The sequence below is a fragment of the Roseibium sp. genome (assembly GCF_048260565.1).
Lineage (GTDB): Bacteria > Pseudomonadota > Alphaproteobacteria > Rhizobiales > Stappiaceae > Roseibium.
Genome location: NZ_JBLXGP010000012.1, coordinates 112,787 through 138,241, shown reverse-complemented (window position 1 = coordinate 138,241; position 25,455 = coordinate 112,787). Strand labels below are relative to the sequence as shown.

General features: G+C 62.1%; 24 protein-coding genes. 7 read left to right on the top strand and 17 right to left on the bottom strand.

Annotation, left to right across the window (positions count from 1 at the left end; all coding sequences use genetic code 11):
- Positions 1-25: 25 nt before the first annotated feature.
- The 5 genes from ACN0SO_RS21270 to ACN0SO_RS21250 all read right to left on the bottom strand — a co-directional run bounded on the left by ACN0SO_RS21270 (position 26) and on the right by ACN0SO_RS21250 (position 5,366).
- Entirely contained in the window at positions 26-1,060 is a 1,035-nt protein-coding gene (locus ACN0SO_RS21270) for an esterase-like activity of phytase family protein (protein WP_417680847.1), read from the bottom strand.
- Complete coding sequence (cobT, locus tag ACN0SO_RS21265) at positions 1,060-2,973, bottom strand: cobaltochelatase subunit CobT (protein ID WP_417680845.1); 1,914 nt, start codon at positions 2,971-2,973, stop codon at positions 1,060-1,062. The genes ACN0SO_RS21270 and cobT overlap by 1 nt, the downstream gene beginning before the upstream one ends.
- 5 nt (positions 2,974-2,978) lie before the next feature.
- A complete protein-coding gene (gene cobS / locus ACN0SO_RS21260) occupies positions 2,979-3,965 on the bottom strand; it encodes a cobaltochelatase subunit CobS (protein ID WP_417680843.1) in 987 nt (328 codons plus the stop codon).
- A gap of 69 nt (positions 3,966-4,034) precedes the next feature.
- On the bottom strand, positions 4,035-4,625 hold the full coding sequence (locus ACN0SO_RS21255; protein ID WP_417680841.1) for a DnaJ domain-containing protein: 591 nt from the start codon (positions 4,623-4,625) through the stop codon (positions 4,035-4,037).
- Between the two features lie 120 nt (positions 4,626-4,745).
- Complete coding sequence (locus ACN0SO_RS21250) at positions 4,746-5,366, bottom strand: class I SAM-dependent methyltransferase (protein WP_417680839.1); 621 nt, start codon at positions 5,364-5,366, stop codon at positions 4,746-4,748.
- 96 nt (positions 5,367-5,462) lie between these two features.
- Between ACN0SO_RS21250 and ACN0SO_RS21245 the strand changes: the two genes are divergently transcribed.
- Positions 5,463-5,762: a BolA family protein gene (locus ACN0SO_RS21245; protein WP_417680837.1), complete on the top strand. Its 300-nt coding sequence runs from the start codon at positions 5,463-5,465 to the stop codon at positions 5,760-5,762.
- A gap of 100 nt (positions 5,763-5,862) precedes the next feature.
- Here the strand turns inward: ACN0SO_RS21245 and ACN0SO_RS21240 are convergent, their stop codons facing one another.
- From ACN0SO_RS21240 to ACN0SO_RS21230, 3 genes are read right to left on the bottom strand one after another with little or no spacing between them, the layout of a single operon-like run.
- Positions 5,863-7,203, bottom strand: a complete 1,341-nt coding sequence (locus ACN0SO_RS21240; protein ID WP_417680835.1) for an HlyC/CorC family transporter — start codon at positions 7,201-7,203, stop codon at positions 5,863-5,865.
- On the bottom strand, positions 7,200-8,348 hold the full coding sequence (gene aroB / locus ACN0SO_RS21235; protein WP_417680833.1) for a 3-dehydroquinate synthase: 1,149 nt from the start codon (positions 8,346-8,348) through the stop codon (positions 7,200-7,202). Before aroB ends, ACN0SO_RS21240 begins: the two co-directional genes overlap by 4 nt.
- A complete protein-coding gene (locus ACN0SO_RS21230) occupies positions 8,345-9,001 on the bottom strand; it encodes a shikimate kinase (RefSeq protein WP_417680831.1) in 657 nt (218 codons plus the stop codon). Before ACN0SO_RS21230 ends, aroB begins: the two co-directional genes overlap by 4 nt.
- Before the next feature lie 145 nt (positions 9,002-9,146).
- Here ACN0SO_RS21230 and ACN0SO_RS21225 point away from each other — a divergent pair, with 145 nt between their 5' ends.
- Both ACN0SO_RS21225 and xerD read left to right on the top strand, forming a co-directional pair.
- Entirely contained in the window at positions 9,147-9,290 is a 144-nt protein-coding gene (locus tag ACN0SO_RS21225) for a hypothetical protein (RefSeq protein WP_417680829.1), read from the top strand.
- A gap of 48 nt (positions 9,291-9,338) precedes the next feature.
- Entirely contained in the window at positions 9,339-10,262 is a 924-nt protein-coding gene (xerD, locus tag ACN0SO_RS21220) for a site-specific tyrosine recombinase XerD (protein WP_417680828.1), read from the top strand.
- A gap of 37 nt (positions 10,263-10,299) precedes the next feature.
- On the opposite strand, the gene iaaH is transcribed toward xerD, so the two are convergent.
- The 6 genes from iaaH to glyA all read right to left on the bottom strand — a co-directional run bounded on the left by iaaH (position 10,300) and on the right by glyA (position 16,758).
- Positions 10,300-11,772 carry an indoleacetamide hydrolase gene (iaaH, locus tag ACN0SO_RS21215; protein ID WP_417680826.1) on the bottom strand — a complete coding sequence of 491 codons (1,473 nt, stop codon included), beginning with the start codon at positions 11,770-11,772 and terminating at the stop codon, positions 10,300-10,302.
- A gap of 103 nt (positions 11,773-11,875) precedes the next feature.
- On the bottom strand, positions 11,876-12,649 hold the full coding sequence (locus ACN0SO_RS21210) for a helix-turn-helix transcriptional regulator (RefSeq protein ID WP_417680824.1): 774 nt from the start codon (positions 12,647-12,649) through the stop codon (positions 11,876-11,878).
- 97 nt (positions 12,650-12,746) lie between these two features.
- Complete coding sequence (locus ACN0SO_RS21205; RefSeq protein ID WP_417680822.1) at positions 12,747-13,427, bottom strand: hypothetical protein; 681 nt, start codon at positions 13,425-13,427, stop codon at positions 12,747-12,749.
- Between the two features lie 206 nt (positions 13,428-13,633).
- Positions 13,634-13,894 (bottom strand): hypothetical protein, encoded by a 261-nt coding sequence (locus ACN0SO_RS21200; protein ID WP_417680820.1) that lies wholly within the window; start codon positions 13,892-13,894, stop codon positions 13,634-13,636.
- Positions 13,895-14,076: 182 nt separating this feature from the next.
- Positions 14,077-15,129, bottom strand: coding sequence for a MaoC family dehydratase (locus ACN0SO_RS21195; protein ID WP_417680818.1), 1,053 nt, complete (start codon positions 15,127-15,129; stop codon positions 14,077-14,079).
- Between the two features lie 309 nt (positions 15,130-15,438).
- Positions 15,439-16,758 (bottom strand): serine hydroxymethyltransferase, encoded by a 1,320-nt coding sequence (glyA, locus tag ACN0SO_RS21190; RefSeq protein WP_417680816.1) that lies wholly within the window; start codon positions 16,756-16,758, stop codon positions 15,439-15,441.
- A gap of 105 nt (positions 16,759-16,863) precedes the next feature.
- Between glyA and ACN0SO_RS21185 the strand changes: the two genes are divergently transcribed.
- Positions 16,864-17,754 carry a LysR family transcriptional regulator gene (locus ACN0SO_RS21185; protein ID WP_417680814.1) on the top strand — a complete coding sequence of 297 codons (891 nt, stop codon included), beginning with the start codon at positions 16,864-16,866 and terminating at the stop codon, positions 17,752-17,754.
- A gap of 25 nt (positions 17,755-17,779) precedes the next feature.
- Here the strand turns inward: ACN0SO_RS21185 and ACN0SO_RS21180 are convergent, their stop codons facing one another.
- Entirely contained in the window at positions 17,780-18,937 is a 1,158-nt protein-coding gene (locus tag ACN0SO_RS21180; RefSeq protein ID WP_417680812.1) for a GNAT family N-acetyltransferase, read from the bottom strand.
- 299 nt (positions 18,938-19,236) lie between these two features.
- Positions 19,237-21,225: a methylmalonyl-CoA mutase family protein gene (locus ACN0SO_RS21175; RefSeq protein WP_417680810.1), complete on the bottom strand. Its 1,989-nt coding sequence runs from the start codon at positions 21,223-21,225 to the stop codon at positions 19,237-19,239.
- A gap of 561 nt (positions 21,226-21,786) precedes the next feature.
- Between ACN0SO_RS21175 and ccrA the strand changes: the two genes are divergently transcribed.
- From ccrA to ACN0SO_RS21160, 3 genes are all read left to right on the top strand, one after another.
- Positions 21,787-23,094, top strand: coding sequence for a crotonyl-CoA carboxylase/reductase (gene ccrA, locus ACN0SO_RS21170; RefSeq protein WP_417680808.1), 1,308 nt, complete (start codon positions 21,787-21,789; stop codon positions 23,092-23,094).
- Between the two features lie 388 nt (positions 23,095-23,482).
- Positions 23,483-24,013, top strand: a complete 531-nt coding sequence (locus ACN0SO_RS21165) for a CAP domain-containing protein (RefSeq protein WP_417680806.1) — start codon at positions 23,483-23,485, stop codon at positions 24,011-24,013.
- Between the two features lie 80 nt (positions 24,014-24,093).
- Entirely contained in the window at positions 24,094-24,591 is a 498-nt protein-coding gene (locus tag ACN0SO_RS21160; protein WP_417680804.1) for a hypothetical protein, read from the top strand.
- A gap of 15 nt (positions 24,592-24,606) precedes the next feature.
- Here the strand turns inward: ACN0SO_RS21160 and ACN0SO_RS21155 are convergent, their stop codons facing one another.
- Entirely contained in the window at positions 24,607-25,338 is a 732-nt protein-coding gene (locus ACN0SO_RS21155) for a GH25 family lysozyme (RefSeq protein WP_417680802.1), read from the bottom strand.
- Positions 25,339-25,455 lie beyond the last annotated feature (117 nt).

Here is a 25,455-nt window from a genome sequence, read left to right as displayed (position 1 = left end):
TCACCCCCGGGACATTTCGGTCCTGTTATCCGTCGCCAAGTACGAACCTGAGCAAAAGCGTCCGCTGCAGGATAGACCGGTTGTTGTCCGAAATCAGCGTGAGGATGGTGCGGCCACGGGCATCCCGGTGGATGCCGAGGCCTTCCATGTTGTCGATCTGGTTGCCGTAATCGGCTTCCATGAGGACATCGCCCTTGAGGGTCGCACCGGGACGGATGCTGTCGGCGGCAAATCGCCGGAGGCGCATGCCGACCAGGTCCCGGAGATTGAACCGGCGCTCCAGCAGGAGCAGGGTTCCGTCAGGCAGAAAGGCGGCGTCGGTCGCGTCATACCGGTCGGAACGCATCACGGTGAAGTGCTCCACCTTGTTGCCGGTAATCAGAAATCCGGGCAGGTCGTCGTCGCCGGTCTTTCCCCGCTCCGCAATAGCGATCAGCGTTCCGGCAATCGGCGAGCCGGATGGAGCCAGTGCAAGGGCTTCCATCCCCTTGGTTCCCCTCAGGTTGCGAACCTCGGACGGGAGCGCAAGTTCGCCGATCAGGTGCTCTTTGCCGGTTTTCAGGGGCCAGGGAAAACGGTAGATGGTGTTGATCCGCTCCGCGGAGACCAGAACGGTGTCGCCGTCGATGGTCAATGCCTCGGTATCGCTGCCGCGTCCGTTCCGCAGGGCACGGCCGCTCTTGTCGAGCATCTCGGCATAACGGGCATTCGAAATGCCGACCGGCTTTCCGTCCGGGGTCTGGTCAACGGTTGCGGAAAACCAGATACCATTATCGGTGACCGCCAGGATCTGCCGGCCGTCATCCAGGCTGAGCAGGCCCGACAGCCCGCCGACATTCCGGTCCGGAGAAATGAGTTCCAGCCCTCCCAGATAGGTCAGGGCACCGAATTTCGTATCCGAGCGGCCGATCTTGAACTGGTCTATCTGCCGGACGGTTACCTTTGCCGGGGTGCCTTCGCTGAGCAGATCGAGGGCATGGGCCGGGCCTGAGAAGGCGAATGGGAGCGCAAAGAGGAGAGCCGCGGCAAGCAGACTGCCGTATCCGCCGCGGCGCTTCATTATCGGCGATTTCCCGCCTGCTTCCGCCGGCCGCGGACAGGTGCCGCCATCTGCACCTCGTCGTCGAAGAGATCGGCGAGCTGGTCGGTCATGGCGCCGGCCAGTTCTTCCGCGTCGACGATGGTGACCGCCCGGCGATAGTAGCGGGTGACGTCGTGGCCGATGCCGATGGCGATCAGCTCCACCGGCGACCTGGTTTCGATTTCCTCGATGACATAGCGCAGGTGCCGCTCCAGATAGTTGCCCGGGTTGACCGACAGGGTGCAGTCGTCCACCGGTGCGCCGTCGGAGATCATCATCAGGATGCGCCGCTGTTCCGGCCGGGCCATCAGCCGTTCGTGGGCCCATGTCAGGGCCTCGCCGTCGATGTTTTCCTTCAGGAGGCCTTCGCGCATCATCAGTCCGAGGTTTCGGCGTGCGCGGCGCCAGGGGGCGTCGGCGGACTTGTAAATGATGTGGCGCAGGTCGTTCAGCCGGCCGGGGGTGGCCGGCTTGCCGGCGCCGATCCAGGCCTCGCGTGACTGGCCGCCCTTCCAGGCCTTGGTGGTGAACCCGAGGATTTCCACCTTCACGCCGCAGCGCTCCAGCGTGCGCGCGAGAATATCGGCGCAGGTCGCGGCGACCGTGATCGGTCGGCCACGCATGGAGCCGGAATTGTCCAGTAGCAGGGTGACGACCGTATCGCGGAAATTGGTATCCCGTTCCTGCTTGAAGGCAAGCGGGGCCATGGGGTCGGTCACCGCGCGGGTCAGGCGGGCGGTGTCGAGCAGGCCTTCTTCCAGGTCGAAATCCCAGGACCGGTTCTGCTGCGCCATCAATTTTCTTTGCAGCCGGTTCGCCAGTCGTGCGACCGCGCCCTGAAGATGGGTCAGCTGCTTGTCGAGAAAGCCGCGCAGGCGGTCCAGTTCGGCAATGTCGCAGAGATCTTCCGCGGTGACCGTCTCGTCGAACTGGGTGGTGAAGACCTTGTAGTCGGACACCGGAGGCCGGTTGGAGAAGGGCAGGTCGCGGCGCTCGCTTTCGCCGGCTTCCTCGGCGTCTTCCGCCATGTCGTCTTCGGCGAAGTCTTCGAACTCGGCATCGGCGGCCTCGGTTTCGCCGGCGTCCTGTTCCTCGCCGGACATCTCCATTTCCTGGGGAGAGGCTTCCTGCTCGCCGGTGTCCTGTTCGGTGTCGCCACCGGTTTCGGCTTCGTCGTTGTTGCCGTTGTCCTCGTTTTCGTCCTGGTTTTCGCTGTCGTCGTGCTCGCCGATCTCGTCGCCCATGTCGAGGGCTTTCAGAACGTCACGGAAATGGCTGGCAAAGCCGGCCTGGTCCTCGAGCTGCGGGACCAGCCGGTCCAGATCGTGACCGGCCTTGTCCTCGATCCATTCCCGCCACATGTCGACCAGCTTGGCCGCACTCGCCGGCGGCGGCGTGCCGGTCAGGCGTTCGCGCACCATCATGGCAAGCGCGTCCTGCAGCGGGGCATCTTCCCGGCTCGTGACTTCCGGGGCATTGGCCTTGCGGAAGCGGTCGTCGAGCATTGCGGAGATGTTGCCGGCAACGCCTTGCATGCGCATGGAGCCGACCGCGTCGCAGCGGGCCTGTTCGACAGCCTCGAACAGGGCACGTGCCTCCGGCCCGCTGGGCGCGTTTTTGGAATGAACGGCGGGGTCGTGGCAGGCGAGCTTGAGGGCCATGGAATCGCTCATGCCCCGGGTGATCGCGACTTCCTCTCTGGAGAGCTTGCGCGAGGGCTCCGGCAGGCGGGCGCCAGCGGACGACACACCCGGACGGTCGCCGGAAAACACCACTTCCAGCTCGGGTTCGCCGGCGATCGCCCGCATGGTCCCGGTTACGGCCCGCTTGAACGGTTCCGTATCGACCGGTTTGCCCTTGCCGGGGCGGCTGTTGTCTCCAGGGCCTGCCATCGATCCTAGCTCATCACGACGTTGACGGCGGATTCCGGCAGTTCCTCGCCGAAGCAGCGCTGATAGAACTCGGCCACCAGGGTCTGTTCCATGTCGTCGCACTTGTTCAGGAAGGTCAGGCGGAAGGCAAAACCGACGTCGCCGAAGATATTCGCGTTTTCCGCCCAGGTGATGACGGTCCGCGGGCTCATGACCGTCGACAGGTCGCCGTTGATGAAGGCGTTCCGGGTCATGTCGGCCAGGCGAACCATCTTGGACACGATCTCGCGACCTTCCGGATTCTGGTAGTGCTTGGCCTTGGACAGGACGATATCGACTTCGTTGTCGTGGGGCAGATAATTCAGCGTGGTGACGATCGACCAGCGGTCCATCTGGGCCTGGTTGATCTGCTGGGTGCCGTGGTAGAGGCCGGAGGTGTCGCCGAGGCCGACGGTGTTGGCGGTGGCGAACAGGCGGAAGGCCGGGTGAGGCCGGATCACGCGGCTCTGGTCGAGCAGCGTCAGGCGGCCGGAGGATTCCAGGATACGCTGGATCACGAACATCACGTCCGGGCGGCCGGCGTCGTATTCGTCGAAGACGAGGGCGACGTTGTGCTGGTAGGCCCAGGGCAGGATGCCGTCCCTGAATTCGGTGATCTGCAGACCGTCCTTGATGACGATGGCGTCCTTGCCGACAAGGTCGATACGCGAAATGTGGCTGTCCAGGTTGACGCGTATACAGGGCCAGTTCAGGCGCGAGGCGACCTGCTCGATGTGGGTCGACTTTCCGGTGCCGTGGTAGCCGGTCACCATGACGCGGCGGTTGTGCGCGAAACCTGCCAGGATGGCGAGCGTGGTCGCGCGGTCGAACAGATAGTCTTCGTCCCGGTCCGGAACGTGTTCGGTCGCGGTCGAAAAGGCCGGTACTCTCAGGTCGGTCTTGAAGCCAAAGACCTCTTCCACGGAAATTTCGGTATCCGGCATGCTTGCAGCCGCGTTCGTCGTCTCAGTCATCGGTCCTCCGCTGCCCCGGCACACGGCCGGGCGGCGTTCTTGTTGGAAAAAGCCTGCAGAAAATGCAGACTAACAGAAACCGGCTTTCTTCAGGACGTTATAGGCCTGAATGATTTCCCGCAGGCGGTCCTCGGAGGAACGATCACCGCCATTGGCATCCGGATGGTTTAATTTCACAAGTTCCTTATAGCGCGCCTTGATCTCATCGCCACGTGCTGTTTGAGGGAGATTCAGCACATCCAGGGAGCGTTTTTCAAGCGCCAGAAGCTTTCTTTGCCGCGGACGCCGGGCATCGGCGGACCTGCGGTTGGCGTGCGCACGCATATTGGCGCGCGGATCATAGCCGTCCGGGCCGTCGGCCGCCTGGCGGTTGACGCCCATTTTCCATGTGGGCCGGTGGCCGGTCATGGAATCCTTCTGATAGTTGCGGACATCGTCGTCCTGCATGCCGGAAAAATAATTGTAGGACTTGTTGTACTCCCGGACGTGGTCCACGCAGAACCGGTAATACTGGCCCTCCATGTCCCGGCCTTTGGGCGCGCGATGGATGCCCGGCCGCTTGCAGCCCGGATGTTCGCACACCGGGTGGCGATCTTCCTCCAGACGTTCCTTGTCAGGCTTGACCCGGATGCTGTCGAATATCTTTGAGTCCAGTTTCATGAGCGTCAATATCGTCCGCAGGGCGCTTCGGGACAAGTCGGTTTGGGCGGCTGTCCCGACAGTTTTCATATTCAGGTTTGGAATGGCAGGGCGTGGCAGCCGGAGACATTAGCATGAATGTCAGCTTCGGCGAAATACGCTGTAGCTGAAATGCTGGATGCGTCCCGCTGGCGTTACATGGTCATGGGCAAGGGTTTCGACAAGTTCGTAGCCGTTGCCCAACACGCGCGAGATCGTCGCACTGTCGTGCCGGCAGACGGGCAGTCCGGAGCATTTTTCCGGTCCGTCCGGGGCGAAGGTGCCGAGGATGAGGATCCCGCCGGGCTTCAGCGCGCGGTCCAGAAGATCCCTGTAACGTTCCTGATCGCCGGGAGCGGTCAGAAAGTGAAAGGCCGCCCGGTCGTGCCAGACGCCGAACCGGCGGTCCGGTTTCCAGTCCAGAACGTCGCTTTCGATCCAGGTGACGCCGCTCGCCCGTTCGCCGAGGCGCTGCCGGGCAATCTCCAGGGAAGATCCGGAAAGATCGAGGACGGTAAGGTCGCAATACCCATGGTCGAGAAGGGAATCGACCAGACGGGAGGCGCCGCCGCCGATATCGACGAAGGCGGACGTCCGGTCGGGTGCGTGGCGTTCGACAAGCGACAGCGACGGTTCCGGTGTTTCCTGAAACCAGCTGACCGCGGTGTCGTCCTGTTTTTCCCAGGCGTGGTTCCAATGATCCTTGAGACTGGTGTCGTTCATGTACATCTACATTCTTGCTGATATTTCGAACCCGGAAATCGCTGACGATTCGGAGCCTGACTGTTAACTTGAGCGCGAGAGAAGGAAAAAGATAGCATGAGCACCAGGGACAGTATCATTGCCAAACTGACACAGGCGCTGGCTCCGCAGACACTGGACGTCATCGACGAATCGGACAAGCACGCCGGCCACGGCGGCTGGCGCGAGGGCGGCGAAACCCATTTCCGGGTGCGGATCGTCTCGCCCGCCTTTTCCGGCATGAGCCGGGTCAACCGTCACCGCAAGATCAACGAATTGCTGGCCGAAGACCTCGCCACCGGTGTCCACGCGCTCGCCATCGAGGCGCGCGCGCCTGAAGAAGCCGATCCACGCGCGGCACGGGCAACGGCGTCCTAGACGGTCAGAGCGTCTTGCCTTTCGAGGACACCCCTCACCCGGAGTTTCGCTCCGACCTCTCCCCATGGGAGAGGTTAACTGGTGCAAGCGACAGGCTGCCCTAAACCTTGCTCGCCGGGACGGTCGGCGGGGGCGGGGTCTGGGCGGCTCCGGCCGCCAGCAGGTTGGGTTTCTGGCCGAGCGGCATGATCCTGAGACGGGTGATCCGGTTCTTCTCCCGGCGCAGCACCGTGATGCGGAAGCCGTGGAAGGTGAAGATCTGGCGTTCTTCCGGGATCATCCGCGCCTCGTGAATGACGAGGCCGGCGATGGTGGTGGCCTCGTCGTCCGGCAGGCGCCAGTCGGTCGCCCGGTTGAGGTCGCGGATCGGGACGGAGCCGTCGACGATGACCGAACCGTCGGCCTGGGGCCGCACGCCTTCCAGTTCCACGTCGTGTTCGTCTGCGATCTCGCCGACGATTTCCTCCAGAATGTCTTCCAGGGTCACCAGCCCCATCACCTCGCCGTATTCGTCGACGACGAGGGCGAAATGGGCCTTGTGGCGCAGGAAGGCGTTGAGCTGGTCCTGCAGGCTCGTGGTGTCGGGCACGAACCACGGTGGGGTCGCGATCTGGAGCAGATCGATCTTTGAAAAATCGCCGCCGGCGGCATGGAGGGCGCGCAGCAGGTCCTTGGCGTGCAGCACGCCGACGAAATTATCGCTTTCGCCGCGCCACAACGGCAGGCGCGTGTAGGGGGACGACAGCGCCTGGTCGATCAGTTTCGGCAGCTCTTCTTCCGTGTTCAGGGCGACCATGTTGGTCCGGTGCACCATGACGTCGGAGACTTCCAGTTCGGCAAGATCGAGAACGCCGCCGAGACGGTCGCGCTCCGCCTTGACCAGCCCGCCTTCCTTGTGCTGCAGGTCGACCGCGCCGCGCAGTTCCTCATGGGCGGACAGGATCGAGGTGTCCTCGCCCACATTGACGCCGACGACGCGCAGCATGATCCGCACGATCGCCTCCACGCCGATGACGACAGGTCCGAAAACGGCAACGATGACGTTGACCACGGGTGCGACCGCTAGGGCAAAGCGCTCCGGATTGGAAATCGCCCAGGTTTTCGGCAGGACTTCGGCGAAGACCACGACCAGCGCGGTCATGATCAGGGTGGCAAACGCAACGCCTGCGTGACCGAACAGCGTCAGGAACACGCTGGTGGCCAGGGCGGAAGCGAGAATGTTGACCAGGTTGTTGCCGAGCAGAAGCGCGCCGATCAGCCGCTCGCGGGAGGCGATCAGGCGGCTGACGGTTTTCGCCTTGCCGTCGCCGCTCTTTTCCATCTGGTGGATACGGGCGCGCGAGGCTGCGGTCAGCGCCGTTTCCGAGCCGGAGAAAAAGCCCGACAGGAACAGCAGGATGAAGACGGCGGCAATGGCCAGCCAGAGTGTGAGTTCCATCATTGCTTCAGCTTTTCTTCCAGAAAGGTCCGTACGGTTTCCGGTTCCACGCCCTTTTCGACGAAGCTCTCGCCGACGCCGCGGCTGAGGATGAAGGTCAGCTGGCCTCGGCTGACCTTCTTGTCCTGGGCGATGATGTCCATCAGCGTTTCGGCGGGCGGGAGCTGGCCGGGAATGTCCGACATGCGGATCGGCAGCCCGACATCGGTCAGGTGCTTTTCTACCCTCGCGACGACGTCCTCGTCGATCAGGCCGAGGCGCTGCGAAAACTCATGGGCGAGCATCATGCCGATGGCGACGCCTTCGCCATGGACGAGCCGCACGGTTTCGTAAGCCACCGCCGATTCCAGCGCATGGCCGAAGGTGTGGCCGAGGTTGAGGAGCGCCCGGCGTCCGGCCTCCAGCTCGTCGGCCGCGACCACGTCCGCCTTGGCCTGGCACGAGCGGGCGACCGCCTCGTCCCGTTCCGGACCGCCGGCAAAGACCGCCTGCCAGTTGTCCTCCAGCCACGCGAAGAACGGCTCGTCGCCGAGCAGGCCGTATTTGGCGACTTCCGCATAGCCGGCGCGGAAGTCGCGCAGAGGCAGGGTGTCGAGGATTGCCGTATCGGCAAGGACCAGGGACGGCTGGTAGAAGGCGCCGATCAGGTTCTTGCCGTGGCGGGAATTGATCCCGGTCTTGCCGCCGACGGAGCTGTCCACCTGGGCGAGCAGGGTCGTCGGGATCTGGATGAATTTCATGCCGCGGCGGACGGAAGCCGCGACGAAACCGGCAAGGTCGCCGACCACGCCGCCGCCAAGCGCGACAACCGCGTCGCTGCGTTCCAGCCGGGCTGCCAGGACCTCGTCGCACAGGCGTTCGTACATGGCAAAGCACTTGGTGGCTTCGCCCGCCGGAACGGTCAGGACCACATGATCCAGCCCGGCGGCGCTGAGGCTCTTTTTGAGCGTGTCCAGATGCAGGCCCGCCACGGTTTCATCGGTGACGATCGCCAGCCGGCTTCCGGGCAGGAGCTCCGCGATTTTCTCGCCGGCCTGTTCGATCAGGCCGCGGCCGATTTCGATTCCGTACGAGCGCTCGCCCAGATCCACGTTGACGGTTCTCAGCTCCGCTTCCCTTTCCGGGGCGATGTCCAGTGTTTCGCTCATTGTGCGCCTGTTGCGGTTTCTTGGGCAGAAGTGGTCAGATCTTCCGCCAGCAGTCTGGATTTAAGGGCTGCGACGATATCTTCAACTACGTGGTCATGGGGTACGTCGCGGGAACTGACGGTCAGCTCGGCCAGGCCGTAGACCGGATAGCGCTTTGCCATCAGGTCGCGCATGGTGCCTTCCGGGTCCGGGGTCTGCAAAAGCGGACGGTTGGACCGCTTGCGCACCCGCTCCATGACCGTGTCCAGATCCGCCTTCAACCAGATGGAAATGCCGTTTTCGGCGATCTCCTGCCGGGTCGCCTCGCTCATGTAGGCGCCGCCGCCGGTTGCCAGAACCTGGGGGCCTTCCCGCAAAAGCCGGGCGATCACCCGTTCCTCGCCCTTGCGGAAATAGGGCTCGCCGTGGGCGGCGAAAATCTCCGGCACGGTCATGTTGGCGGCCTGTTCGATTTCCGTATCCGCGTCCACGAAGGGGATGTCGAGGCGGTTCGCCAGGCGGCGGCCGACGGTGGATTTGCCGCAGCCCATGATGCCGACGAGTACGATGGAGCGCTTGCCCAGGGCCGCCACGAGGCGGGCATCGTCGGCGCGCGCATTTGCGCCGCGATGGGCCGGTGCGTTTTCCGCTTTCTGGTCGCTTCGGTGTGCCATGGCGGCTTTGTAGCACATTCGCCGAAAAAGAAAGGCCCTTTGCAATCCGGCCGATATGCGAATTTTTCTGCCCGGCACGGCGCGGCTTGCGCGCGCGCGCGCGAGGGGAAACACTATGCCAAAGTGATTCGACGGAGCCTTCGGTGTGCCGACCCTCACACGACTTCTGATAGTTCTGGTTCTTCTCGGTGCGGCCGGCTACGGGATCGTCTATTCGCTGGCCAATTTCGTGCACCCGCGGGACCGCGAAATCGAGGTCAGGGTCAAGAAGGACGGCTTCGGGCGCTGAACCGGCGCTGCATGCCGGCGCAGAAATCCTCAATGAGGACAGGTGATCGTGGCGATTGACTACACGTGCGAGAGCTTCCTGGAAATGCTCGCCGCCGAGCGCGGCGCGGCGGAAAACACCCTGGCCGGCTACCGCCGCGATCTGGAGGATTTCGGCGAATTCCTGTCTGGCAAGAAGCCGGTCAAGGCGACTGCCGCCGATCTTGCTGCCTACCTCGGCGATCTGAACGACCGGGGTTTTGCCGCGACCTCCCAGGCGCGCCGCCTGTCCGCGTTGAAGCAGTATTTCAAGTTCCTCTATGCGGAAGGCCTGCGCGAGGACGATCCGACCCGGACCCTGTCGGCGCCGAAGAAACGCCAATCCTTGCCGAAGGTGCTGTCGGTGGAAGAGGTCGACCGGCTGATCGGGGCCGCCCAGGAAGCCACGCGGAAGTCGCACAAGAGTGCCGCCGAACGGCTGCGCTGCCACCGGCTCTACACCCTGCTGGAGGTGCTTTACGCCACCGGGCTTCGTGTTTCGGAGCTGGTGGCGCTGCCGGTCACGGCGGCCAAGCGCGATGCGCGGCTGATCGAGATCCGGGGCAAGGGCGGCAAGGAGCGGCTGGTGCCGCTTTCAAAGGCAGCGCAGGCAGCCATGCGCGATTACGTCGGCCTGCGTGCCGCCGAAGGGGCTTATGAAAAAAGCCCGTGGCTGTTTCCCTCCCACGGGGAAAGCGGCCATTTCACCCGGCAGGCCTTCGCCCGGGATCTGAAGGACCTGGCGGTTGCGACCGGCCTGCCGGCTGCCAAGGTGTCGCCGCACGTGCTGCGCCATGCCTTCGCCTCGCACCTGTTGCAGAACGGGGCCGATCTCCGCGTGGTCCAGCAGCTTCTGGGGCATGCGGATATTTCCACCACGCAGATCTACACGCATGTCCTGGATGAACGCCTGCGCGAACTGGTCGAAAGCGCCCATCCGCTGGCGAAACGGTAAGCTCCCCCGCGTGTGCCGCGAGGGAGCGGTTTCCGCGTTACGGTGCGGGCATGGTCGGTAGCAGGCCTTCCAGTGTCAGGCCGATGGCGAGCAGGTGCCGGTCGGAAAAGGCCGGACCGTCCAGTTCCAGTCCCACGGGCAGGCCGTCCCTGGTCAGGCCGACCGGCAGGGTCAGGCCCGGAATGCCGGCATTCGAGCCCGGATCGGTGTTGCGGATGAAGGTCTGGAACGTCGGTACATCCTGGCCGTTCAGCTTGACCGTCTCGTCGGACCCGGCGATGGGCTGGGCCGGCAGCGGCGTCGTCGGGAAGGCGATGGCGTCGAGATCGTTGACGACGAAGGTCTCCGCGTAAAGCGCCTGCAGCTTCGGCCTGAAATCGTTGATGGCGGCCAGATAGACCTCCTCCGGAATGCTCTTGTCGCCGAGGATCAGCTCATCGAAGACGAATTTCACGTCCGGACTGGCGACCTTGGCGGCCATATCCTCGATGGTGATGCCGGTGCCGGCGTGCTTCAAGAACGCCGAGATATCGCCTTTGGCCTCCCATAGCGCGACCGGGAAGCCGATCTTGTCGTTGAGGCTGATGACCTCGCTCATGTCGAGCGGCACCAGGGTGGCGCCGGCGTCTTCAAGGGCCTTCAGCGCGGCTTTCATCAGCCGGCCGGTTTCCGGATCGACATTGTCGTTGAAGGCGGAGGGAACGCCGATGCGCAGCGACTTCGGATCCGCAGGCTCAAGCGTCATCGCATCGCCGGTGATCACGCCGTCGAAGAGGACGAGGTCGGAGATCGAGCGGGCAATCGGGCCGGCGGTGTCGCGGGTGTGGGAGATCGGCACGATCCCGGCTTGCGGATAGCGGCCGACGCTGGGGCGCAGGCCGGCAACGCCGTTGAGGGCGGCGGGAATGCGCACCGAGCCGCCGGTGTCGGTGCCAAGCCCTGCCGGGGCCATCCGCCCGCCGACCGCGGCCCCGGTGCCGCCGCTGGAGCCGCCGGCAAAGCGGGACGGGTCATGGGCATTGGCGACCGCGCCGAAGGCGGCGTTGTTGGAGGTGATACCGAAGGCAAGCTCGTGCATGTTGGTCTTGCCGAGCAGGATCGCCCCGGCCGCTTTCAGTTTCGCCAGAACCGGCGCGTCGGTTGTCGGCACCCAGTCCTTCAGCGCGGGCGTTCCGGCGGTCGTCGGCAGGCCGGCGGATGAGATGTTGTCCTTGACGACGATGGGCACGCCGGCGAGCGGGCCCGCGGCCTCGCCCTTGGCTATCGTTGCATCCGCCGCCCTGGCCGCTGCCAGTGCGCCGTCGCCGTCCAGCGTGATGAAGGCATGGCCGGCTTCGTTCGCCTTTGCCCTGGCGAGCAAGGCCTCGACGAGGCTTTCCGACGTGATCTTCCCGTCCGCGATGGCCTTGGCGGCCTCGCCGGCGGTGAGGCTGGTCAGATCGTCCGCCGCAAAGGCGGGCGTGGCGGCAAGCGCCAGGGCCAGGACGGCCGTTTGGAGTCTGGTTTTCATGGTTTTCCCCTCTTGTCCGGTTTTCCGGAACGCTCATGAAAGGGGAGAGCCAGGCAACGCACATCCTCACAAATGAGGAGGGATGGGTATTTTTTAAAAAATTTCAGTTCGGGCGCAGGCCGTTGATATGGGCAAGCAAGGCCGCGCGGCTGTCGAGCCCCGACTTCTGGAACACGTTGCGCAGGTGGGTGCGCACGGTGGTGACCGAGATGCCGAGCGCCTCGGCTATATCCGCATCGCGCCTGCCGGCCATGGCCAGCTTGACCACGTCCGTTTCCCGTGCCGTCAGTTGGACCTCACCGGCCCAGTCGCGGATCCGGGTGACCGGGTCGGCGGCATTGAGGCGGATCTCGAAGGCACGCAGCGAGGAGAGCGCGTTGGAAAACGCTGTGCCGATGGCTTCGAGGATCTCCACGTCCCGCTGGTCGAAGGTGTCCCGGTTCCGTCCGCGCCAGATCCGGATATCGCCCACATGGGTCCGGCCGTCATAGGCGTGGAAATTCATGCCGTGATGCAAGCCGTCGCGCGCCAGGAAATCGTTGAAGAACTCGGTCTTCGCCAGATCGTCCTGGGCCATGATCTCGTTGACATGGGTCGCGCGCCGCCGGTAGCGCAGGGGCTGCGTGATCGGGTCGCGATACTGGTAATAGGTTTCGTAGGCCGCAAGGTTCGCCGGGTTCATGTTGATCGACACCCGGTCCGTGTCGCCGTCCTTGTCCGACTTCCACACATAGGAGGCGAAGTAATCGGCCTTCAAAAGATCAAGCAGCCGCTCGCCGACACGCTCGCGCAGGCGGGTGCCGTCGCCGATGCGCGTCAGGTCCTGCATGATCCCGAGCAGCAGGGACGTTTCGCGGGACGAAAGTGTCGTCAGCATGCGATCCTCCAACGGGGAGGATGATAGCGCTGTGGCAGGGTGAGGGCTATCCCGAATGTGGGGAGCATTCAGTAGAGGATAATCGCCTTTGAAATCTTCAGCAGCGGGAAACGACCATGTTCGAAAAGGATTCGAGGATTCCCTCAATCATCGCCACAAGCTTTTCAAGAGTTGGGATGACCTTTTCGTTGGCGAAAGGCCTGTCATTCGGAAAGACGTAGTGGAAATTTTGGATATCAAGCCGGACGCCTCCAGCGCCAACATTGTTAATATTGTAGGATGCATTAACTGCAATCTCTAATTGGCTTGTCGTAAGAATGAGAACGGTATGTTTGTCTTCGATATCAAGATCGTGGATTGCTCTAAGATCAGTATTGCCGCCCCGGTAGGGCGCAAACTGTTTGATTAAATCGACTGCGTCCTCGCCAGCTTTATTGAAGCTTCTGCTTTTGATGGCGTCGTCTAGTTCTCCTGCAGAGTTTGCGAAGGGGAAATAGACATTTTTGTCAGATTTGCCATTCATGCGGGCTAATTCTGAGGCCATCAAGTCGAGAGCGGATCTCATCTTATGGACAGCGTCTCCCACTATCGCTCCAGGCCAGTCGGTAATTGCGGCAAGGTTGACGACTATTTCGTTTGATCCTGGATCCAAGTATCCCGTGGCTGGCTCGCTGGAGACGTATTCTTCTGCAGCGGAGTGAAGTTCTTGTATGAACTGCCGTGCGCGCTTCAACTTTGTGCGAGATGCGGAAAAAAGTGGAGGCAGTGCGTCCGTCATGGCGGAAACTCCCAAAGACAAAACTCAGGAAAAGCGCGACAAGATCCTAAGGCGGGTGCTCAATACGCCGCCTGATCCGAAGGGTAAGCCGAAAAATAGCCAAAGCGAGAATAAGAAAGACAAGCTCAGACAGTTAACGAGACTGCTTATAGGGTGATCCGCAATTGAAAAACTGCGCACGCTGGCTTAAGGGCTATTTCGGCTATTTATCTTTGAGGTTTACGCTCAAGAGATTCAAGGATCTGAATTCGGTCGGTTATTAGCCTTCGCAGAAGCGTGAGGGCATCTCTTTCCACTTCAGCAAGAACACGTCCATAAGCAGCTGGTGCTTTCAATTGGACCTGTAGCCATTCTGATGCCTCGTCCAAATTTTCTTTATCTGCATAGGTCAGAAGGACCGGAAGTTCGATCATTTCGTCTTTTTCCGGATTTCCTATGATTTTGATTTCACGAAGTTCGAAAGCCATATCATCCTCCCGATTGTTCCGGGAGTATCACACACTTTTAAAGCGTAGAGAGTCAATTTACCCCCTATGCTTCCTGCGTATTTGAAGCTTCTTCATTCTATCAGCGTGCTTGCCGACATGATGGTCAGTACCGTTCAATATGGACATGACGACAGCCGCCGCGGAGATACAACCACCGCACCCTACTTCGGCATCAGAGCCCAATAATCAAAATCGAGGATGACGCCGTCTTCGTATTTGCCGTCTTCCGTTTTCAGCGGGAAGTCGGCGCAGGGGCGGTTCTTGGTGGCGACCAGCCGCAGGCGCAGGGCGCCGACGTCGGTTCGGCCTTCCAGCTCCGACTTATAGAGCACTTCCGACCAGGCATAGACCGTGTCGCCTGCAAAGAGCGGGGCCACGTGGCGGCCGCCGTTGATGCCTGCAATATGGAAGGCGTTGCCGAGGCCGTTGAAGGAGAGGGCCCGGGCGAGCGAGATGACGTGACCGCCATAGATCAGCCGGCGGCCGAAGCGGCCCTGGCCTTCCGTGTGCTGGTTGAAATGCACCTTAGCGGTGTTCTGGAACAGCCGGGTGGCGAGCTGGTGTTCGGATTCCTCCACGGTCATGCCGTCGACATGGTCGATCTTCTCGCCGACCTCATAGTCGCCGAAGCGGAATTTGGAGCCGGCGAGATCGTTGTCCCAATAGGCGGTGTCGAGCAGGGGCACGGCATTGCCGAGGGCTTTGGCATCGATGGCGGCGGGCAGGTCCGGCACAACCGGGTCCGGCGCCGGGCTTTCCGGGTCGCGCTTGTTGACCATCACCCAGCGGACATAATCCAGCACCTCGGTGCCGTCGGCAGTGTAGCCGGTGGAGCGCACATAGACGACGCCGGTCTTGCCGTTGGAATTCTCCTTCTTGCCGATCACTTCCGAGACCGACGAAAGGGTATCGCCCGGATAGACCGGGGCAAGGAAACGCCCGCCCGCGTAGCCGAGATTGGCGACGGCGTTCAGTGATATGTCCGGCACGGTCTTGCCGAAGACCACGTGGAAGGTCAGCAGGTCGTCGACCGGCGCATGGGCGTAGCCGAGGTCCTTGGCGAAGGCATCGGAGGACTGGACGGCGAAGCGGGAGCCGTAGAGCGCGGTATAAAGCGCCACATCGCCGCTCGTGACCGTGCGCGGGGTCGCGTGCCGGATCACCTGGCCGACATAAAAATCCTCAAAGAAATTGCCCGCATTCGTCTTGGTCACCGGCTCACTCCCGCCTTCTGGTTTTCGTTGTGCCGATTAAGCCGTTTGCACCGCACAAGTGCAAGTCCGCCGTTTGGGGGAGGGGAAACGCATTTGAGCGAAGTCTTCGACTACGGACTCCGGTTTACCTCTCCCATGGGGAGAGGTCGGGCCAATGGCCCGGGTGAGGGGATGTAGCCTATCCGTGTCCTTGAGAGCTTTGCGCCCCGAACCCCAACCCTCTCCCCCAGAATAGCGAAAATGGGGAGAGGGAGCTGGACTTTGCCCTATGCGTTTGCCCTGCCCACGGGGGAAGAGATTGGAACCGGACTACCCGTTGACGTAATGCACCTTGTTGAAGGTCTTGCGGAGGGCGGCGACGTTCGGGGCGAGGGCTTCCGGGGTGTCGCTGGTCAGGGCTTTGGCGAGAAGGCCGGCGATTTCGGGGATGTCGTTGACCGTCACGCCCCAGCGGACCAGTTCCGGCGTGCCGATGCGCAGGCCGTTGAGGTCGCCGTCGACCGGAGCTATCGGCAGGCCGATGCCGCAGGCAAGGAAGCCCGCCTTCGCGATTTTCTTCGCCGCTGTCTGGCCGCCGCCGAAGGAAGCGGCTTCCACCGCGAACTGGTGCGAGGTGGTGAAGCCGCGCGCCCTGGCGAAAACCGGAATGCCCCGCGAATCGAGTTCCGCGGCGAAGGCTTTTGCCGTGTCCTGCATCGCCTGGGCGTAGGCTTTGCCGTGGTCGCGCCAGTCGAGCATGGTGAGCGCCAGGGCAGCGGTCTTGCCGGCATCGAAATTGGCGGTCATGCCGGGAAAGGCGATGGCGTCGAGCCTTCTGGCGAGGTCGGCGTCGTTGGTGACGATCAGGCCGCCGGCCGGGCCGCCGAGGCTCTTGTAGGTGCTCATTGTCATCAGATCGGCGCCATGGTCGAGCGGGTTGACCCACGCGCCGCCGGCGATGATCCCGCACTGGTGGGCGGCGTCGAACAGGACGCGGGCGCCGACTTCGTCGGCAATGGCGCGGATTTCTGTCACCGGATGCTCGAACAGGTTCAGGCTGCCGCCGATGGTGATCAGCTTCGGACGTTCCTTTTTCGCCAGCTCGCGCAACCCGTCGAGATCGACCGTGTAACCGTCCGCGTTGACCGGGGCGTTGTGGATTGTCAAACCGTAGAGACCGGCACAGCCCGCCTCGTGATGGGTGACGTGGCCGCCGATGGACGCGGGCGGGGCGATGATCGTGTCGCCGGGCTTACAGATCGCCATGAAGGCATAAAGGTTGGCGATGGCGCCGGAGGGAACGCGGAATTCGGCGTATTTCGCCCTAAAAATCTCCGCCGAGAGCTCGGCGGCCATCACCTCGATTTCCTCGATCGCCTCCAGGCCGGTCTCGTATTTGTCGCCCGGATAGCCGAGGGACGCGCGTGACCCGAGCCCGGCGGACAGGGCCGCTTCCGCCCTGGGGTTCATCACGTTGGAGGCCGGGTTCAGGTTGAAACAGGCCTGTTCGTGAATGCGCCGGTTTTCCGCAATCAGCGCATCGATGCGCCCGGCCACAGCGGCCGATGGTTGTTCGGCCTGTTTGGCAAGGGCCTGGACGTGGGTCTCACAGGCGGCGGGAACCCAGGGGCGGGGGCTGAGCGCGGTCATTCGGGCAACTCCGGTTTAAATGTTGGAGACAGGAAAGCAGCGTTTGCCGGTTGCCGCAAACCAGTTTTTCTGAATACTAGGCCTAGGAAAACTAGGGCTAAGAAAATGCCGGTTGCGCCACCCCGTCCCAAGGGGCCGCCGCTCAATGCGCTGCGCGCGTTCGAGGCCGCGGCCCGGCTCGGCAGTTTTGCCGCTGCGGCCGAAGAGCTGTGCGTCACCGCAGGCGCGATCGCCCAGCACATCAAGGCGTTGGAGGATTGGGCCGGTGCGCAGCTGTTCGAGCGCCGGTCGCAAGGGGTTCGGCTGACGGCGGCCGGTGCCAGCGTCCTGCCCGATTTCACCGATGCCTTCGACCGGCTCGGCGAGGCGACCCGGAAACTGAAATCGAAGGCTTCGCCCCACCGCCTCAGTATCGCGGCGCTTCCGAGCATCGCCCAGCTCTGGCTGTCGCCGCGCCTGCCGGCCATCCGCCAGGCCCTGCCGGATGTCTCGATTTCCGTGACCGCCATGGAGCAGCCGCCCAATCCGAAGCGGGAGCTGTTCGACTTCAGCCTGTTTTATCTTGAGGACGGCGCGTGCGGCGACGGGATCGTGCTGGCAAGGGACGTGATCTTTCCCGTGGCGTCGCCGGAGCTGGCCGCACAGATCAGGGCGCCTGAGGACCTTGCCGGGTTCGCCTGCCTGGAAGACGTCACGTGGAGCGGCGACTGGCCGGCGTGGCTGGAAGCCGCCGGTGCGCAAGAGGTCGGAATTTCGCGCGGCCCGGCCTTCTCCCTTTATGCGCTGGCGATCGAGGAAGCGCGCAACGGCGCCGGGATCGCCATCGGGCACGAAGCCCTGATCCGTGCCGATCTGGAAGCGGGTCGGCTGATGGCGCCGTTTACGACTCGCGTCGAGACCGGCCGCAACCTGGTGCTCACGGTCTCCTCGCGCCAGACCGGAAACGCTTATCCGGACAAGGTGGCAGCACTCCTGATCGGCAGCGCGCACCGGTAGCCGAGAAGCGCGCTGTCGTCAGATGTCAACTTGCAGGCGTCTCTCTCCGGGAGCCCGACTTGATCGTTTGAAACAGCTCGTTTTTGATGCGCTTCAAGGTCCTCAGCGCCATATAGGATCGCCCCTTCGCGGTGACTGGAACCAAAATGCGGCCCAGCGAATAGGTTTGCGCACCGAAGTGTTTCTTGTAGCCGTGTGAGCCGGGTCCAAAGTCAAACTGACGAATGCCTCTTTCCAGAGCCCATTCGATTATCCTGCAGATTAACACTGAACCCGGCGAGTACTTATACCAATGCTCTTCACCCATCGATATCAGCGAGCCGTGAAATTCTCTATCTGACACGAAGGCGAGGGCGACCGCGACTATTTCGTCATTTCTTCGCAAGGCCAGAAGTGTTGTCTGCGCATAGTCATCGGAATAGCTGTTCAGCGCATTCTTGAAAAACCGCTCTTGCTTTTCGCTCCAGGGATCGCGAGTTATCCCGGTCTCCTGCAATCGGCGTCTCTTGTATTCCATCAGAGACAACAGGGCTTTTTCGCGTTCGGCCTCAGTCCTGATTTCGGAGAATTCGACACCCTGCTCCGTCAATTTCCGGCCTTTTCGTCTGGCCTCCTTAAACACGGACTTGGATTTCAGCTGGGCTATATTCTGCTCCCCATCCAGGGAGAGCGCCAGGACATCCGTCTGTTTTTCCATTCGGGACGAACGGAAAAACGGATTGTCCAGACCGCCTATCTTTTCCGGGAGATTGAAGGCGTCGAAGAGGTCGACATCGGTCAAGTTTTCCAAAATCGCATCAACGATACCGTCGTATTCGCCTGGATGAATGGGCCGATCCCCTGCAAGAACGGGCGCATTGACATCCACCACGTCCAGATCCGCCATCGTGGCGACTTTAAAAAAGCCTCTTTCGATCATCATCAGCGGCACCAACATAAGCGGACGCGTATCATCCTGCCGGCGGACGCTGAAAACGGAGAAGGCCGGTTCGGGAAAACCGGCTCTTGTCGTTTGAATGGCATGAAGCACATGAGGCGACTGAAAGGGGGTCGAGACCGGACCGCCGGGCATTGAGGACCACAGATCCTTCAAAACGGCCAGCGTTGGCTGGTCATATCTCGTTACGGCGAAACTCCCTCCGAGATCAGGATCCGAGGGTTTTTTTGGTTCGACCTGTATCAATGGGAGAAAACCTACAGAGTTAAGAACTAGACGGGCAAATGGTACCTTCGGTGTATTACCAAAGGGTGAAAACCTATAAGGGTGCTTTTGAAAATAGATATTTTATATCAATCATTTGAGGGCAAAAATTTTTTTCGCGAAACTGGAGGAGGGGTTGCTCCGGATGCGTATCAGTCGGTATCGGCATCATCGGGGCGATCTCCGTGATCCAACCGATTTGAGCGACCGGGAGCGTAGGGTAACAGAAGCGGTATGGTTCCCTGGTTGAAACGATTTCAAGCCATTCGGAAGCCGATACTTCAGGCCGCCTTTTCGGCCCCTGCCGCGACGATGTTGACCACGTCGGCCATGATGTCGGTGAGCTGGAAGTCCTTCGGCGTATAGACGGCGGCAACGCCCATGGCCTTCAGGCTGGCGGCGTCCTCGTCGGGAATGATGCCGCCGACGACGACCGGAATGTCGTCGACGCCCGCCGCGCGCAGCCGGTCCATGACATCGCGCACCAGGGCCAGATGGGAGCCCGACAGGATGGAAAGGCCGATGACGTGCACGTCCTCTTCAATCGCGGCGTTGACGATCTGGGCCGGGGTCAGGCGGATGCCTTCGTAGACCACTTCCATGCCGCAGTCGCGGGCGCGCACGGCGATCTGTTCGGCGCCGTTGGAATGGCCGTCGAGGCCGGGCTTGCCGACCAGGAATTTCAGCCGGCGGCCGAGTTTGGCCGAGAGCGCATCGACGCCTTCGCGTACGGACGCCAGATCGCCGGCATCGTCGCGGGCCGACTGGCCGACGCCGGTGGGCGCGCGGTATTCGCCGAAGACCTCACGCAAGGTCCGTCCCCACTCGCCGGTGGTGACACCGGCCTTGGCGGCGGCAATCGACGGCTCCATGATGTTGCGGCCTTCGCTGGCAGCCGATTTCAGCTCGGCGAGCGCCGCGTCGACCGCGGACTGGTCGCGTGCCTCGCGCCAGGCCCTGATCTTGTCGATGGCCTCGTCCTCGACATGTTCCGGCACGGTCAGGATGGAGCCGCCTTCTGTGCCTGCCAGCGGCGAGGGCTCGGTCTCGGTCCACTTGTTGACGCCGACGACGATCTGCTCGCCGGCCTCGATCGCCGCCAGACGCGCGGAATTGGATTCCACCAGCTTGCGCTTCATGTAGCTCGATTCCACGGCGGCGATGGCCCCGCCCATGTCGTCGATCCGGGCCAGTTCGGCGCGGGCCTCTTCCTTCAGCGCCTCGACCTTTCTGGTGATCTCGGTCGAGCCGTCGAAGATGTCGGCGTATTCCAGAAGATCGGTCTCATAGGCGACGATCTGCTGCATGCGGAGCGACCACTGCTGGTCGAAGGGCCGCGGCAGGCCAAGGGCCTCGTTCCAGGCCGGAAGCTGCACCGCGCGGGCGCGGGCGTTCTTCGACAACACCACGGCGAGCATTTCCAGAAGGATGCGGTAGACGTTGTTTTCCGGCTGCTGTTCGGTAAGCCCCAGAGAGTTCACCTGAACGCCATAGCGGAAGCGGCGGTATTTCTCGTCCTCGACGCCGTAGCGCTCGCGGCAGATCTCGTCCCACAGTTCGGTGAAGGCGCGCATCTTGCACATTTCGGTGACGAAGCGCATGCCCGCATTGACGAAGAAGGAAATCCGGCCGACGGCCTGTGGGAATTCCGCGTCCGGAATGGCGCCGGAGGCCTTCATGCTGTCGAGGATGGCGACCGCCGTTGCCAGTGCGAAGGAAAGTTCCTGAACCGGCGTCGCGCCTGCTTCCTGCAGATGGTAGGAGCAGACGTTCATCGGGTTCCACTTGGGCATGTTGGAATAGGTCCAGGCGATCACGTCCGTGGTCAGCTTCAGGGACGGCGCCGGCGGGAACACATAGGTGCCGCGGGAGAGATATTCCTTGATGATGTCGTTCTGGGTCGTGCCGGAAAGGAGCTTGCGGTCCGCGCCCTGCTCGTCGGCGGCTGCGGCATAAAGCGCCAGCAGCCAGGGAGCGGTCGCGTTGATCGTCATGGAGGTGTTCATGCGTTCCAGCGGGATCTCGTGGAACAGCGCGCGCATGTCGCCGAGATTGGCGATCGGCACGCCGACCTTGCCGACCTCGCCCTTCGCCAGCAGGTCGTCCGGATCGTAGCCTGTCTGGGTGGGCAGGTCGAAGGCGACGGAAAGCCCGGTCTGGCCCTTGGCCAGATTGTTCCTGTAGAGCTTGTTGGATTCCGAGGCCGTGGAGTGGCCTGCATAGGTGCGGAAAATCCACGGACGGTCGCGGCCTTGATCGGGCGTGCTCATCTTTTTTCTCCCAAGGGGGCTCCGAATGCGGCCTGTTTCCGCTGTTTGATGCCCCGTCATAGCTCTGGTTTTCTTTTTAGGCCGTAAATTCACAAATGAGACTGAAATGGTATGAGCGGATTTGATCGGATACGAGGCGCAAGCTTGCAGGAAACCGTCCGGTTTTCAAAAGCTTGCAACGACGTTGCCGGACAAATCCGCCATATCCCGAAGGGACGCTAAAACGGCTTTGATCTGCAGCGTCGAACCGCTCAACCGGGCAGGAAGCCCGCTTTTCACGCTTCTCCTTGCAGTTCTTTGCCGTTTGCAGCGCCATTCCAGCCTCATTTGTGAATTTACGGCCTAAAACCATGCCGTTTTCTGCGTGGGCTGAAAAGCCCTTTTATATGCAATGCAAAAAGCAGCTTGGATTGAAAGGCAAGTTAAGCAATAGTCGTATAGAAATCGGCTGTTTTAAGCAGGATAGTTGCGCAAACAGGGGCTTCGGGCCCTGAAAGCCTATTGCGTTGCGATAGTTTGAGCCAGAATTCGCAAGCAGGGACGGAACCGGAGGAGACAAGAATGACGTCAACGGCACAAGCCAATGACAACCAGACATCAGAGGCTGAACTTGTGACGGCACCTGTGAAAGATCTGTACGAATTGGGTGAAATCCCGCCGCTCGGCCATGTGCCGAAGCAGATGTATGCCTGGGCGATCCGGCGCGAGCGCCATGGGCCGCCCGAAGAGGCCATGCAGCTCGAAGTGCTGCCGACCTGGGAGATCGGCGACGACGAGGTGCTGGTTCTCGTGATGGCCGCCGGGGTCAACTACAACGGCATCTGGGCCGGTCTGGGCGAGCCGATCTCCGTTTTCGACGTGCACAAGGTGCCGTATCACATCGCCGGATCCGATGCGTCGGGCATCGTCTGGCAGGTCGGGTCGAAGGTCCGGCGCTGGAAGGTGGGCGACGAGGTCGTCATTCACTGTAACCAGGACGACGGCGACGACGAGGAATGCAACGGCGGCGATCCGATGTTCTCGCCCTCCCAGCGGATCTGGGGCTACGAGACTCCGGACGGATCCTTTGCCCAGTATGCCCGTGTGCAGGCGCGCCAGCTGATGCCGCGGCCGCAGCACCTGACCTGGGAAGAATCCGCCTGCTACACCCTGACGCTGGCAACCGCCTACCGCATGTTGTTCGGCCACCGGCCGCACATCCTGCGTCCGGGCGACAACGTCCTGGTCTGGGGCGCATCGGGCGGGCTCGGCGTGTTCGCCACCCAGCTGTGCGCAGCCGCCGGCGCCAATGCCATCGGGGTGATTTCGGAAGAAGACAAGCGCGATTTCGTCATGAGCCTCGGCGCCAAGGGCGTGATCAACCGCAAGGACTTCAAGTGCTGGGGCCAGCTGCCGAAGGTCAATTCGGAAGAATACAAGGCCTGGTTCAACGAGGTGCGCAAATTCGGCAAGGCGATCTGGGACATCACCGGCAAGGGCGTCAACGTCGACATGGTGTTCGAGCATCCGGGCGAGGCGACGTTCCCGGTGTCCACCTTCGTGGTCAAGCGCGGCGGCATGGTGGCGTTCTGCGCCGGCACGACCGGCTTCAACATCACCTTCGATGCCCGTTATGTCTGGATGCACCAGAAGCGTATCCAGGGATCGCACTTCGCCCATCTGAAGCAGGCATCGGCCGCCAACAAGCTGATGATCGAGCGGCGGATCGACCCGTGCATGAGCGAGGTCTTCCCCTGGTCGCAGATCCCGAAGGCGCACACCAAGATGTGGAAGAACGAGCATGCGCCGGGCAACATGGCCGTGCTGGTGAACGCGCCGACCACGGGCCTGCGCACCTTCGAGGACGTGCTCGACGCCGGCAAAAGCTGAGTTTCAAAGTGCGTCTTAAAGCTCCCAGGGGCTCAAGCCCGGCTTGAGCCGCCCGGGCCTGTCTCTCGCGGCAGGCCACACCGACCAGCCCGCTTCGGCGGGCTGGTTTCGTTTTGGGGTGTTGGCAGTCGGTTTTGGAGGGCTGGTTACGTTTTGGGGTGACGGCTGCGGAGGAGGCACGGCCTCACCTCACCCACATATGGATCCCAGCCTGCGCTGGGATGACAACAGTGGGGTTCGCAGCGCTCCGGCCTGCACACCGCTCTCAACTGCGCCGCTTGTTCCCGCATATCCCGCGCCTTGCCACAAATAAGCTTTGTTCGGCGGCAATTGCTGGTTCAGGATTGGCCGATCTCCTCGGGGAACACTTTCAGGCAGAGCGAAGTTCATGATTGCATTCAAGATGTTGGCGGGATCGGTAAAGCGAATCGGCCTGGCCGGTGTGGCCGCCCTTCTCCTGTCTGCCTGCGTTTCGGAGACGGAGACGCCTGCCTTCTACAAGAGCATGGCGCGCGTGGATGCATCTGTCGATCAGCAGACCGCGGCGCAGATGATTTCCCAGTACCGGTCCAACAACGGCCTGGGGCCGGTCACGGTCGATCCGGCATTGACGGCCATCGCCCTGTCCCAGGCCCAGGCCATGGCCAAGGCCGGCGACGTCCGGGCGTCGCTGCCGAAGAAACAGCAGCTTGGCACCCGCATGGCCTCAATCGGCGAGCCGGAGACTTACGCGGTCGAAAACGTCAGCGGCGGCTACCGCACGCTGGCCGAAGCCTTTTCCGGCTGGCGGGAGTCGCCCAAGCACAACAAGGTCATGCTGGACGACAAGGCGACAAGGCTCGGGATCGCGACGGCTTACGCGCCGAACGCCAAGCACAAGGTTTTCTGGTCCCTGGTGATGGCCGGGCCGAAACCCTAGGATCCAGACCCCCAGGCTTATTTCCGTTTGTATAATCGCAGCCCGAGACGCTAACGTTCCTTCAGGAGCAGGGGGAAATCATGCGTCAGTTGTTCAGATTGCCGGTTGTGTCCGGTTCATTGGTGTTCGCGGTTTTGCTGTCGGTTCTGTCCGTGCAGGCACAGGATTTCGATTCCCATGCCGGCTATTACTATCCGTCACCGCAAACACGCGAAACCTACGTCTCCGATACCACGCCGGACGCGGAAGCGACGGAAAGTTCGCGGGCGGCCTTCGTCGTCGGTCTGGCGGCGCAACAGTTTCAGCAGAACCATGTGCCGGGCTATCACCTGTTCGCCAAGGGCGATCACCTGGAAAAGCTGATCATCGTTGCCACCGGCGACGGGCAGTACGATACGCTCTTTCGCCTCAGGGCGCTGCTGGCGTCGCTTACCTCCATGGCACGGGGAACGCCGCTTTTTTCCCAGACCGCGGAGCCCTACAGGTACAATTTCCTGGATTTCTGCAAGCTGATGGGCTTCTCCCAGGTCACGGTGAGCAACGGCAAGGACATGGCCCACCAGATCTTCATCCGCTAGGGCGGTCCTGTCCGGTCAGCGTTTCAGCTTGCCGTTCAGCCAGTCCCTGAACTGGGACTTGGCGCCGAAGAAGACGTTGCGGTCGACTTCGCCCTGGATGCCGTCGACCTTGCCCTCAGCCGTGTACTGCCAGAAGTACCAGTCTTCCCGCTTCGTGTAGACCCGGTTCGGATGGGCGGCGACCGAGCGCAGCCAGAATTGCTCTTCGTGCAAGGCGTCGACGAGGCGGTCGCGGTGGAAGTCGACCGAGGAATAGATCACCGGCCGTTTGCCGTAGTGATTTTCCATGGCATCCAGAAAGGCGTTCATGTCGCGCAGGATCTTTTCGCGCTCGGGCCGCTCGCGACAGGTCTTGGAATGGGCGTTCCACTCCATGTCGAGCACGAGCGGCAGCGCGGTCGGATCGACGGGGACGGTTTCCTGCACCCAGGCAATCTGTTCTTCCACCGGCCGGCAGAAGTAATAAAAATGATAGGCGCCGCGGGGCAGGCCGGCGGCCTTCGCTCCATACCAGTTGTCCAGGAAGCGCGGATCGGAGTGGTCGCCGCCTTCGGTTGCCTTGATCCAGGCGAAGGAAATACCGTCCTTGCGGACCGCGTTCCAGTCAATGTCGCCCTGCCAGCGGGAGATGTCGATGCCATGCACGGCATAGTCTTCCGGGGTCGGGTCCGGAAACTCGTAAGCCGAGCAGGATCCGAGGAAAATCAGGGCGATAACGGGTAGAAGGCGTCTGAAACAGAAACTCACGGCGCGCTCGTTTGATTAAGGAAATGCTAAAACTCGCCCCTAAAATGACCGAGTTTTCCTAACGGAATATGGAGAACGCGCGATTGTGAACAAGTCCGTGCTCAAAGGATGGACTTT